The following is a 13,585-nucleotide window of genomic DNA, read 5'->3' on the forward strand; positions in this document are numbered from 1 at the left end:
ATGAAGGGTAATATAGTTTTTGTCTATTTTATAGTGTTTTTGATTTCTGGATGTAGCACACAACCTCCAGCCCCTATTGAGTATAATCATGGAAAGGATTTTGCCAAAAAGCCTACAACCATCAATTCACCAACTACAGCATATTCCGAAAATAAGAAGATATTAGAAAGCGATGAAGATGAAATAATAAGTAGAGAAATTGATGAGAAGGAAAAAGATTTTGACGCTCCAACTGGTTTCTTAAAAGATCGTAATGCCATAGAAACTGAAAATCGAGACGACGTAATAATAGTTCCAAAAGTGAAACCGAATGATAGTAAGCTAATCTACCACGAGGTACAACAAGGAGAAACATTAGTATCAATAGCAAATGATTATGGTCAGAAAGTTGAAGAATTAGCTGAGCTAAATAATATTTCCACACCATATCATCTTAATGAATCCCAAATTATCACAATAAAGATTAGTACTGAGTTATTAAATAAAAAAAATCAAGAAAGTCTTGTAAGAAAAACGAAAAATGCTGTCCAAACTAATACACCAAAATTTATCAAACCAATTGAAGGTAAAATTATTATCAAATTTGGTGAGCAAACATCTAAAGGAAAAAGCAAAGGAATTAATATTGCCGCAGACGAAGGAACTGCTGTAGAATCTATTGCAACAGGTCAAGTAGTGTTTGCAGGTAATGATACAAAGTTTGGTAATTTATTAATAATAAAGTTAGACAATAGCGACCTTTATGTTGCTTATGCTCATTTGCAAGACCTACTTGTTCAAAAAGGAGCAACAATTTCACAAGGCAAGATAATAGGACATGTAGGGAGTACTGGAGAGGTTAAATATCCTCAGCTGCATTTTGCTATTCGCGAGGGAAAGATAGCTGTTGATCCGCTAAACTATGTAAGCTATTAGGTGTAAAGATAGGGCGATTTATAAATTTGTTGACACTATGATATAATTAACCTAGATTCTAATCCCCTTGATTTTTCTTATACTATTAGGCTTTTAGGACATGACAGTTCTACTAATGATGGTTGTAGTATTTTATAATAGAGGTTGAAATAAGGTGCAACTTTAGGCTTCAATGCCGTCAGGTATTTTTACTCTATATTTTCATACTTCCTTATTTTTATTATCTGGCAAAAATCCTCCAACTTGTGCATCCCACAATGTTCTATAAAAACCACCTTTCTCGAATAGTTTAGTATGGGTGTTATCTTCAATAATTTTACCTTGATCAAACACTAGGATACGATCCATATGCATCAAAGTAGATAAACGATGGGCAATCACAATGGTGGTTTTACCTTGCATTAGTTCCCATAAGCTTTCTTGGATAGCGCTTTCAGTAAGAGAGTCTAGCTGAGAGGTCGCCTCATCCAAAATCAAAATTGGGGCATTTTTGAGGATAGCCCGAGCTATGGCAATCCGCTGACGCTGTCCACCTGATAATTTAACTCCTCGTTCTCCTACCAAAGATTCATACATTTGGGAGAGTTTGGTTATAAAGGCATGGGCATGGGCACGCTTCGCCGCCTCTATCACTTCTTCATCACTTGCATCAATACGCCCATAACGAATATTTTCCATAAGTGATCGGTGGAACAGTGAAGGATCTTGTGGAATCATGGCAATAGCTTCTCGCAAGGAATCCTGCCTGACTTCTTGAATATCTTGACCATCTATAAGAATTTGGCCATCTGTTACATCATAAAGACGCAAAATTAAATTTACAAAAGTTGATTTACCGCTACCGGAATATCCAACCAAACCAACCTTTTGCCCAGCTTCAATAGTTACTGATTTATTCTGAAATAACGGTTCAATGCCTTTGTAATGAAATTTAACTGATGAAAAAGTGATTTGACCATTGGTAATTAGCAAATTTGAGGCATTGTCTTTATCTTTGATCTCTAGCGGTATAAGAAGCTTGGCAATACTCTGCCTACATTTGCCAACAGCTTTATTTAACTCATCTACTTGCTCCATAGCCCACCAAGTCATATATCCTACTTCAAGACTCAAACCTAAAATAAGTGCAAAATCACCACTACTTACCATTTGCTTCATCCATAACTGAATTAAAAAATAAAGCATGAATCCAAGCATAATAGAAAGAGAAATGCCCTGCATAAAATGCAATGTTATTGCAAATATTGCTTTTGCTTGAAAGGTTTTTTTTGTTATAAGCAAAGTTTTTTTAAGATAAGATATTTCATAAATACGTCTAGCAAAAATTTGTACATTACTGGTATTGGTAATACTATCGACTAATTGCCCTGAAACAATTGATTCAGCAGCAGCATGAGATTCTGATAAATTAACAAGCTTTTTGGACATGCGTAGACTAAAGGAAGCAAATACAAGAAGCCATATGAACAAGGCATAAAAAAACTTAGGATGCACATAATACATATTCACCAAGGACACCATTAGCAGTACAGCCACTCGAATAAGATGCCTTGTGATGTCATGCACAATACGTTCTATGTTATCAGCAAGTGTATTAATTCGAGTGGCAATAGCACCTGCTAAATTATCTTGAAAAAATTGTTGCGTATGTTGTAGTACATATCCAAAAGTTTCACTAATAATTTGATTCTTTATCATTGGCTGGAACTTATAGTTTATATATCCCATACCACGCCAACAAAGATCATGTATCTCAAAATTCAACACAAAAAATACAGCAAGCCAAAATATAATAGATAGCGTATTATTTAGCTGTGATGTGCCTAAAGAATCAATCATATATTTAATAAGCAAGCTATTACAAGGACCCCAAAGTCCAGTAATCATAGCAAGACAAACAAAAATAATCACAAAACGTTTGTAGCCTCGCAAAAAATGCCATATAAAAGACCATAAATTTGGTGTTAATGTGTAATCCATATCATCTTTCCTTATTTTTACCATCTGGCAAAAATCCTCCAACTTGTGCATCCCACAGGGTTTTGTAGATTCCTCCTTTAGTAATTAACATAGTATGAGTACCATCTTCTACAATTTTGCCACGCTCGAATACTAAAATACGATCCATATGCAGAAGTGTTGATAAACGGTGAGCAATGACAATAGTTGTAGCATTAGTAGTTTCCAAAACTTCATTAATAGATTTTTGGATTAGGGCTTCAGTTGGTGAGTCAAGTGCCGATGTTGCTTCATCTAAAATAAGGATGGGTGCATTTTTTAAAATAGCCCTAGCGATTGCAATACGTTGCCGTTGTCCGCCACTTACTTTTACACCTCGTTCACCAACTATTGAATGGTAACCATTAGGCATTCTCTCAATATCATCATGTATTTTAGCTTTTTTACAAGCTTCTTCAATCTCTTGTAAAGTAGCATCATATTTAGCTAGCTGCAGATTCTCTAGAATAGAACGATGAAACATCGTAATATCTTGAGGGATTACTGAGATATTGCTTCTTAGCGACTCCTCCGTTACTTGTGAAATATCATATCCATCTACAAAAATATATCCGCTTTGTAAATTGAAATATCTAAGCAAACATTTAATTAAAGTAGTTTTCCCAGCACCTGATGTGCCAACTATACCGACCCTTTCTCCAGGTTTGATGTGCAATGTAAGATTGTCAAATATAGTACTTCCACTACTATAACGGAAGGTTACGTCTTGATATTTAATATCACCTTTGACACGAGGAAGCAACTTAGCATTTTCTACATCAGTAATATCTGAGATAGTATGAATAAAGTTAAATGAAGATTTAATGGCAGCAATCTTAGGATTTATGGAAAATATTATATAGTCTAATAACTGATCAATCGCCCACTCAATGTTAAAAGTAATCGCTATAGTAACTGCAAATTCACCAGCTGTGATTTGTTCGGTTTGGTATAAATATGCCAGTACCCATATTTGGGCTGCTGCTAGTATAGTAAGTAATATGGAATCGATCAGATCTACATAATAAGCATCATACTGCCTAGTTTTTCTATCCCAGCCTTTCCATTTATCAATTGCAGGAAGGAGTTTTAGTTTTAGCTCCGTCCAGCTATTACCAATGATCTTAATACCGAAAATATTAGCAATAGAATCATTGATAATGCCAACCGCTTCTTGTCGAGCCTTAACATATTCTTCTTGCAGCTGCCCTTGTTTTTTTAATAAAACTGACATTATTGGTATATACACAACAAGAAAAGCAATTACAACCCCTGCTATTTTATAATTCATCATGAACAAAAATATTATGCTACTTACCATAGTTGTAAGATATACCAAAGAACGATTGAGAACAGTAACTATGGTTATAATAGCATCTTGAAAATCAGTGATTTTACTGGCAATTTCTCCTGATAAATGAGAATCAAACCAATGTAAAGAGTGTTTGATAGTTTTGCCATAAGTGCTTTCGATGATTTCTGCAAGCATCGCTGGTTTGTATTTAATATCAAAAAGCCTAACGATAAAAAACGTACCGTGATTCATCATTTTATATAATACAAACAACCAAAGAAGTAAGGTAACATCTATTTTTGGATCTTTGGCAATAGTATCAATAATTTCTTTAATTTGATAGTTAACGAATAAAGTAAAGAGCGCAGCACCAATGGACATAAGCATAATGCTAGCTAGGTACACCCGGTATTTGTAAGCCAAGGCGTATAAGTATGATTTTAGTTCATAGTTTTGTTGTTTAATAGAGAACATAAAATATTTCTTTTAATTATAAAAAAATGCATTATAGCAAATTATAACATTACCACTAAGTATTATCTTTAGTATTTTTTCTCAGGGCAGGTAGTTTGTAAATAAAATTAAAAAATTCCAAATATTGCTTGCATGTAATAAAATTTTACTGTATTAACTATAATCACAAACAAACCGTTTAAAACGGATTGTTTGTGATCTAAAAACTAACAGGAGGAATAAATATGACGTTTGGAACAGTGTGTAAGCAAGTTGTTGCTAAAGTACGCTATGGTGGTTTAACTACTTTATTTGATAAAAATCCTTTATTTACAGCTGTAAAAACAGGTAACATAAAGTTAGTAGATCATTTAGTTACAAAAGGTAATGTAAATAATCAAGATAAAGACGGTAATACTGCACTACATTATGCAACAGAACATAAGGATCATCCTAAAAGTGTCGAAATCACTAAAATGTTATTAGAAATGAAAGCAAATCCAAATATACCTAATAAGGAGAATAATACACCATTCAACATTGCTTCTGGAAATGGTAGTTTAAGCAATATGCTTCTATTAGCAGAATGTGAAGCTAAAAACACAAAACCAGATTTGTTTCAAGTTCAGCTAGATAAGAACATCAATGCTTTTTCGTACACTTTACAATCTATATTATCAAAAAACGAAATAATGGATTTATCACCTCAAGCAAATGCTCATTTAAAAAAGATAAGTGATATTGTAAAGTCCTTATATGAAGTAACAAGTCATGATTACACTACTGATTGTTCATTTAATAATCAATATACTATATACCAAAATGTACTTGCTAATGGTATTAATGCAACAGATGTTCTATTGTCAGGAGTAGATGATGGCCAATCTTCTGATTATTAATGAAACCTGATTGTTTCTATATATCTCACGACAGTTCTATGTAACTTGTTACATCAAATTCAAGTTAATGAAGCAAGTGGCTAACCTTGTTAATACGGGATCTGTCCTAAAGGACGTACCCGAATTTGCGTAACGTCCAAAGATATAGCTAACCCTAGGAGGTTTTAGCCATAGTATTGGTGATAATCTTCTAGGGTTGGCTATAAATCTATTCATAAAAACAAAATTTTCACAGCACCTATTAAAAAATACTAAAGAACACTTAGTGGAGAAGTTATAACCTGCTATAATGAATTCTTTACATAATTAAAAGAGAATTGTAGTGCAAAAATTTCTAAAATATTCAGCTGGGTTATTTATTTTAATAATCGTTATATTGCTGATAATTCCTTTATTTATTTCCTTAGAATCATATAAAGGTTTAGCAACTGATAAAGTCAAAGAAATAACTGGTCGAGAGCTACAAATTAATGGTAATATCACCATGTCTTTGTTGCCTACTCCCACTATTACCGTTAAAGATGTAACACTTGCTTCCCTACCTAATGCTCATTATCCTTCTCTATTGGAAGTTAAGGAAGTGAGTGCTTCTATTTCTATATTATCTCTACTTAAAGGAAAGATAGATATCTCAACGATTGAAATTAACAAACCAATAATTAATTTAGAACGGATGCGAAATGGTCTAGCTTCTTGGGAATTTCCTAAAATGCAAAGCAATGTTAGTAACAGTTCAACTGATAAAAATGCAGGGTTTTCGTTAGATATAAACTTAATTAAAATTGTTGATACTAAGCTAAATTATGTTAATTTTAACGGTAGTACTAAAGGTAATAGTATTTCCCCAACAACAATAGATATTGATAGATTAGAAATTAAAAATCTCCATGGACCATCTGATTTAGCTTGCCAGTTCTATTCTTCCGGAAAGCATTATGATATCAAAGGTAATATAGAGGAGAAGCATGGTAGTATAGCTTTAACAGTGAATTTAAATGTTCTGCAAGAAAAAATTAATCTCTCAGGTAATTTTGCTTACGACAATATGACTTTTGCTGGTCAGATTAAGCTAGAAGGTGCTGGTAAGAATTTGCAGACTATTTTCCCTAATATATCTATCCCATATGATTTAGATCACAAACTAAGCTTTAACATCAATAGTGATAAGAAATTATTTAAAATAAGTAATATTGACTTTACGGCAGGTAAGCTATCAGCTACAGGTAATGCTAATTTTTATTTTGAAGATAATAAGGGAGATTTAAGTGTTAAATTATTGGATAAGCCATTCTCTTTTGCCACAGGCTTTGCATATTTAGATCAAAATTTATTGCTAAATAATATTAATCTAATTGTCGATAAAGCTAATTTAACAGGCAATATAGGTCTTAAGGATTGGGATAAAGACCTAGTTATTTCTTATAATTTAAAAATTAGTGATATACCAACCATTGCTAACTTATTGGGTAAGACTCTACCTATTAATCTTGGCAATGCTTTGGTAAAAGGTGAGACTATTAAACAGCAAAATCTTTTTAAAACTAATAGTATGATAATGCTGGCAAAAACTACTAATAACATTAAGGGAACTATCTCTTTAGATAAGGATATTAAACCTGCTATTACTATTGAGAGTTTTGGTGATAATTTAGGTCAAACTATAGGTCAATTAACCAATAGCTTGCCTAATAAAATACTTGGTAGCTATTCTCTTTCAACACAAGTCGCAGGAGATATGACAGAAATTATAAAAATCAACATAAATAAATTTACTGTCGCGTTAAAAAAGAACCCTGTAAATTTTAGTGGAGCAGTAAGTATAAATTTGACATCTGCTAAACCAAAGATTCTATCAGATATAAAAATAGCTTCCTTAAATTTAGATGATTTAAGTGACGCACCTCCTAATAGTGGCCCTACTAACTCTGTGCAAAATGTAGACAACTCTGTGCCTTGGTCTAAAGATACGATAGATTTGTCATTTTTAAACAAGTTTGATGGAGATTTAACCTTAACTATACAGAAAATTATTAAAGGGAGTATGATTTTTGATAATATAAAAACTACTATGCTATTAGCAAATGGTGTGCTGGATATAAAATCTTTAAATGGCAATTTATATGGTGGCACTTTAATCGCTACTGGACAAATTTCTTCTCAAGTTAATCAACCTGTTAGCTTTAAAGCCAGTATTAAGGATGCCGAGTTAAAAAATATAGTACCACAAGGAGGTAAAATTAAAGTTACGCAAGGGATTGTTAATTTTGTACTCGATCTAAAAACAAAAGGTCAGAGCCAATTGCAATATGTAAGTAACTTATTTGGTAAAACAACATTAACGGCGTCCAACGGTAAAGTTAGTGGATTTGATCTACAAAAAGTATTAGATAGCCTTAAAAACATTAAAGACCTTCAAACTATTTTAAAAATGCTCGATGGTTTCTTTGCAAGTGGTGAAACAAAATTTCAAAAACTTGCTGTAGATACTGAAATAACAGAAGGCATAGTTAATATAACACATGGTACATTAGATGCTCCCTCGTCAAAGGTAGCAGTTACCGGCAATATTAACCTTCCTGCCTATACATTTGATACAGATAGCGTTATTACTGTCGATATAAAATTAATGCCACCATTCAAAGTTCGTTTTTATGGCTATCTTAATAATCCACAACATAAACTTGATACTAAAGCATTACAGCAATATCTTGTGAAGAATTTAGTAAATAGCGTGGTTAACGATGTTAAGAAAGGTAAAAAACCTGAAGACATACTAAAAGATATTATTGGGGTAGGCAAAGATAGACAGCCCGTAGGAGAAGGAGTGCAAAATGATCAAGATAGGGGATCTTCTACTAATGGAGAGCAGCCTATCAACAAAGTAAAATCTACCATTGAAAAAGGTTTAAAAGGGTTATTTAAATAATGCCTTTAATGTATAATTATTAACTCACCTTACGCATGACATTTAAAAGTCATAGGGAGAATAGCCTAGAGCTATTAGCGAGGAGTCACTTTGGTGGCAACGAAGCAATCCAATAAATGTGGATTGCCACTACACTCACGTGGTCTCGCTAATAGACGTCTTACGCGAATTCGGGATAAGAATTTGTCAATTCTTATCCCGAATTGGGGTGTCTTGTACTTTTCTGCAATTTTTAAATTGCCATGGGGATTATGCGTAAGGTGAGTTATTAAAAATTATATTAACCTGAGTTCTATATAATACCATTTCCCATTATTAACTACGCTAATACTACAGTTGTAGTTACTACCCAAAGCTGTCATTCTTAGCAACGGCGGGAATCTAAAAAAATAGCCTAAAAGACTATTAAACATTATTAGATCCCAGCTTTCGCTGGGATGACATCGTTTTGACATTAGTACTACAACTGTAGCACTAAATAGCGTAGTTAATAATGGGAAATGGTATAAGACATCGGTTTAATAGCCTACTAGGTTAGTTCTTTTAAGTTATTCTATAAAAATTTGTTCCTATTTTCTTGGATTTAGGTCATAATCCGTCGTTGTCATTTCCTCAAGAAATCAAGAAGTAAAAATATATAATAAATGAATATTGATAAAAATATACCAAATTATCTGACGATAGCTCGTATTGTGGTTATTCCAATTATTGTAATGACCTTTTATCTAGATAACTCTAAACTCGCTCATAGAATTGCAGCGTTATTATTTATTATAGCTAGTATTACTGATTTTTTTGACGGTTATCTTGCTAGAAAATTTGATTTAGTATCAGGGTTTGGTAAAATGTTTGATCCAATAGCTGATAAATTATTAGTAGGTTGTGTAATTATAATGTTGGTAAAAAAAGGAGCAGCGGGAGAGATACCGTGCTTATTAATTTTAGCTCGTGAATTTTTGGTGGCTGGACTACGTGAATTTCTAGCTTTGATTCAAGTAAGTATTCCTGTGTCTAGATTAGCTAAGATTAAAACATTTACCCAAATGTTTGCTTTGTCAGCGTTAATTCTTGGTTCTAAAGGTTCAGGTATAATTTATATGGATTTAATAGGCCAAATAGCTTTATGGATTGCCGCACTTTTAACTGTAGTAACCGGATATTCATATTTGAAGGCTTGTAGTAAATATTTTTAATTACTATTAGTTTAAATTCTTGCTTTCACGAAACAATCATTCATTATAATAAAAAATAAAATTATTGATGCCATAATAACTTAGCGTAGCATAAAAAGTATGATATATAACTAAGTGATAGGTATATTTACGCTATGCAACGTGGTTATTAACAAAGATGATAAAAATACTTGCCTAACATAGCCTAAAGAACCTTATGTAATCTCTAACTATTAGTTTATTGGATCATGAAGGAGCAAAATTCACCATATTTAGATAAATTAAGGCAAAATTTATTCAAAATATTTATCTTAATTTTTATAGCTTATAGTACAATTATAGCTTCATTGTATAAATATTATAATGCTAAAGTTGAAATGGAAAAAACACAAATTCTACAAAACCAGTATAATAAAATAGTAGAAGTGAGCATGGATAAAATCTCTTCCCTCGCCTATCATTTATCTAGCAATATTCAGGAAAAAAATATTTCAATCAACAGCAACATTAGTGAGCTTGAGATATGTAATGAGGCAGAAAAATGTATAAACTATAATCTTTTTCATTTTGGAGCATTATTGAATAAGCATATTCCGGAATTCATTTATTACAAGATAGAACTCAATAAAAAATTTCTTTATTCAAATATCAAAACTCAAAATTATCAAATAGATAAAACATATCCTATTAACGTTTCTAACCAACTTAATATTAGTTTGGCAATTAATAGTATATATTGGCATAAAGTAAAAGCAGATATTAAAAGACCATTTTGGATATTAACTGCATTTATTACTGCTAATCTTCTATTGTTATATTTTCTCTTTAGAAGCTTATTTAAGAATCTCAATAAATCATATGCATTACATTATCAAGACAAATATGCTACAGAATTAGAACAACTTAAGTTTAATTATCAGCAGGAATTAAAAAATTGCGAAACCTCTTTAATGAGAAAAATTTGGAATAATGATTTCAATAAACAAAAAGATTTAGAAATTAATTGTTTATTTGCTCAGGAAGCTAATCAAATATCCTTGCTTGATAAGAGTTCTAACAATCAAGAAGATATGATCAAGGATTATAGGTTAAAAAACTTTGGTGATAAAGTACCTTGCTCTATACTTCTGTATCAAGAAAATAAAATAGAAGAAATTAATGCCAGTAAATTAGTTGACTTATTTACTGACAGATTTAATCAGGAAGATGAAAATATATCGGTTGAAATTTTAAGCAAAGCAAAAGTATTATATTTTGCTTCTAATGCAGCGTTGTACCAAATCATTTATAGTGTTATTAACTATCTATTTTTTTTGTTAAAGAAACAATCTTCTACTACCAAACACAATATTAGATTAACTATCGATAATATAAAACAAAAAATAGAGCTACGTTTTGAATATGACGGTTATCCTATAATGACAGCAGAAGAGCTGCTAAAAACATCAAATCATTTTTTCAAAACTCATGCTAACCCTTTTTTACTTAATTTAAGTCAAGTATTTAATATATTAAGAGCTGATGGATTCAACTATAAAATAAGTTATAACCAAAGCAATATTATAGAAATCTATCCAAATGATTCAAGCATAAGACAGAAAAATAAAAGTAACCCGCAACCAGTAAAAACAGAAAATAATGTGATTCTACTAACTTCTTTAACTAGGAAAAAAAATGAATAAATATTTATTGTCACTTATGGTGTTATTTATAGTCAATAATTCATTTGCCCATACACAAATATCTAATGTGATTACACCAGTTAGCTATTTTATCAATCATGGGAAACAGCTTAAGACACTTAAGGATATCTTAAGTAAATATAGACAAGCAAGTATAGTAGGAACTAGCGGTATCGGCAAAACACAATTTGTCAGAATGTATGCTTATGAAAATAAAAATAATTATGATATTATTTGGTTTTTTGATTGTAATCTTGATCTTAATGAGGAATTTGTCAAGTTAGCTAAACAGCTTAATAGTATCAAGAAGGCTAATATATCTGAAGATGTTACTTTTGCTAAGAAAGAAGTAATGTCATATTTAACTCATAGTAATAAGTGGTTATTAATATTTGATAATCTAAAAGTTAGTGAGAATAAGAAAGTTCAAGATTTAATTGATTGGGAACATAATGGCAATGTAATATTTTGTTCACAAGATAGCGAAATTTTACCTAATGCGATAGAGATGGCTTTATTTGATAGAACTACTACCATAGAGTTAGCTAATAATCTATTGGATAATAACGATAAGAATGATATTGAATTTTTGACAGAAGCCTTTAATGGTTATCCAATACTTATAGTTCAAGGTACTCAATTATTAAATAAGGTCAAAGATTTAGATAAAGAGGAATATAAAAAGAAAATCCATCAATCGACTGATAAAATAGCAACAAATATTAATATGGCTATAAAGGAATTAAAGCCTAGTGCAGTAAAGTTACTTAATAAAATAGCTTTATTAAATAATCAGAGTTTCTCGAAGCAACTCCTTACTATCATTACTGATAGTAAAGAGACTCTAGATGATGATATATATCAATTATCTAAGTTTCTGCTGATTAGCAATATTGATCCTAATGAAAATAATCCTATTTTTGAAATGCATGATGTTGTTGCTAATAAAATAATGGAGATAAATGGCAATAATAACAAAATATATTTAGAAAATATTATTAGCAAAATACCTAAATTTAAAGGGTCTTATTCAGGATATTTGTGGAGGGGTGCCAAAACTACACCAGAGAATTTAGCAATTCTTCTAAAAAACTCTGAGAAATATAATATTAACATATATGCAATACTTACCTTAAGGAGTGAATTACTTTCTCTATATGTAAACCTTTATAATAATAATAAAGCACAACAAATGGTTGATTGGTTTAGTCAGAAAGATAAAAACAAAGAATTTAAATTGTGGCAAATGTCTAAATATCAAAAATTTTATTACGCTAGATATTTAGGAGCAATAGGAGTGTATCATACAAGAATATTAAGAAATTGTGACACAGCGATTTCTTATCTTACTAAATCATTAAATATTTTAGATGAGCTTGAGGATGATGCATCTAATCATTTCCTTAAATTTTATTTTATATCCTATATATCTGCATCTCATATATTTTTGGGTAATATGACACTTGCTGAGGAATTTCTTAAAAAGATAGAAAAATTAGCAAAACAAGGAATAATACAAGAAGCTGATTCATTTATAATATATCTTTTAAAAGCTACATTATTTAGTATGCAAGGCAAACATAATGAGGCTTTAGAATGTATAGATAAAGTTATTAAAATATTTATAAAAAGTGGCTCACATATTAATGACCCATACTTTACTTCAGCTTATATGCTTAGAACACAAATATTGAATTCTCTTGATAGATATCAAGAAGCCTATGCTCAAGCTAAGCAATTATATGACATGTATAAACCTGTACAAAGTGAAAGAGATACGATATTTGCTTATATTTACACCCAAATGGCAAAAAGTGAATTAGGTTTAGGTAAAGTAGATAAAGCTTCTGAATACATTAATAAAGCTATTCCCATATCTTTAGCAGTGGAAAACAGCAATCCAGAGAAAATAAATTATTCTAAAAATCCTAGCTTAGCAGCTAGTTATGTAGTACAAGGTGATATTTTGTTCGCCCAAGATAGGCTTAAGCAAGCAATAGAATCTTATAAGAAAGCATTTGTTATATATCATTACTTATATAACGAGAGAAGTAAAAATGTTGCTAAAGTAAGTGATTTGTATAATCATGCAGCAAAAGCAGCTTGTAAAAGCAAAGATTTATATAATTATAAATTCTTTGGTAAACCGCAAGTTAAAGAATTTGGAATACATCACCCTAATACTACCAGTATGTTTGAATATTGCAAACAATATAATATGGATTTGTGGGCAAAGAAAAATTAAG

Annotated in this window: 8 protein-coding genes; 6 read left to right on the forward strand and 2 right to left on the reverse strand. The window is 31.1% G+C overall.

The features are described 5' to 3' along the window. The gene (locus tag ACN1AG_RS07065; protein ID WP_417904860.1) at window positions 1–915 is read left to right on the forward strand and encodes a murein hydrolase activator EnvC family protein; all 915 of its coding nucleotides are present in this window, start codon (window positions 1–3) and stop codon (window positions 913–915) included. Window positions 916–1,116: 201 nt separating this feature from the next. Here ACN1AG_RS07065 and ACN1AG_RS07070 read toward each other — a convergent pair whose 3' ends face one another. Both ACN1AG_RS07070 and ACN1AG_RS07075 read right to left on the reverse strand, forming a co-directional pair. Continuing rightward, window positions 1,117–2,919, reverse strand: coding sequence for an ABC transporter ATP-binding protein (locus tag ACN1AG_RS07070; RefSeq protein WP_417904861.1), 1,803 nt, complete (start codon window positions 2,917–2,919; stop codon window positions 1,117–1,119). Beyond that, window positions 2,897–4,681, reverse strand: coding sequence for an ABC transporter ATP-binding protein (locus ACN1AG_RS07075; protein WP_417904862.1), 1,785 nt, complete (start codon window positions 4,679–4,681; stop codon window positions 2,897–2,899). Before ACN1AG_RS07075 ends, ACN1AG_RS07070 begins: the two co-directional genes overlap by 23 nt. Before the next feature lie 224 nt (window positions 4,682–4,905). Between ACN1AG_RS07075 and ACN1AG_RS07080 the strand changes: the two genes are divergently transcribed. The 5 genes from ACN1AG_RS07080 to ACN1AG_RS07100 all read left to right on the forward strand — a co-directional run bounded on the left by ACN1AG_RS07080 (window position 4,906) and on the right by ACN1AG_RS07100 (window position 13,584). Then, window positions 4,906–5,559, forward strand: a complete 654-nt coding sequence (locus ACN1AG_RS07080; RefSeq protein WP_417904863.1) for an ankyrin repeat domain-containing protein — start codon at window positions 4,906–4,908, stop codon at window positions 5,557–5,559. 322 nt (window positions 5,560–5,881) lie between these two features. Beyond that, window positions 5,882–8,485 carry an AsmA family protein gene (locus ACN1AG_RS07085; RefSeq protein WP_417904864.1) on the forward strand — a complete coding sequence of 868 codons (2,604 nt, stop codon included), beginning with the start codon at window positions 5,882–5,884 and terminating at the stop codon, window positions 8,483–8,485. Window positions 8,486–9,129: 644 nt separating this feature from the next. Further along, window positions 9,130–9,678, forward strand: coding sequence for a CDP-diacylglycerol--glycerol-3-phosphate 3-phosphatidyltransferase (gene pgsA, locus ACN1AG_RS07090; protein ID WP_341758125.1), 549 nt, complete (start codon window positions 9,130–9,132; stop codon window positions 9,676–9,678). A 227-nt stretch (window positions 9,679–9,905) separates the two neighbouring features. Further along, the gene (locus tag ACN1AG_RS07095; protein ID WP_417904865.1) at window positions 9,906–11,339 is read left to right on the forward strand and encodes a hypothetical protein; all 1,434 of its coding nucleotides are present in this window, start codon (window positions 9,906–9,908) and stop codon (window positions 11,337–11,339) included. Next, window positions 11,332–13,584 carry a tetratricopeptide repeat protein gene (locus ACN1AG_RS07100; RefSeq protein ID WP_417904866.1) on the forward strand — a complete coding sequence of 751 codons (2,253 nt, stop codon included), beginning with the start codon at window positions 11,332–11,334 and terminating at the stop codon, window positions 13,582–13,584. Before ACN1AG_RS07095 ends, ACN1AG_RS07100 begins: the two co-directional genes overlap by 8 nt. Window position 13,585: the final 1 nt, after the last annotated feature.

Source organism: Candidatus Tisiphia endosymbiont of Micropterix aruncella (assembly GCF_965178575.1).
Lineage (GTDB): Bacteria > Pseudomonadota > Alphaproteobacteria > Rickettsiales > Rickettsiaceae > Tisiphia.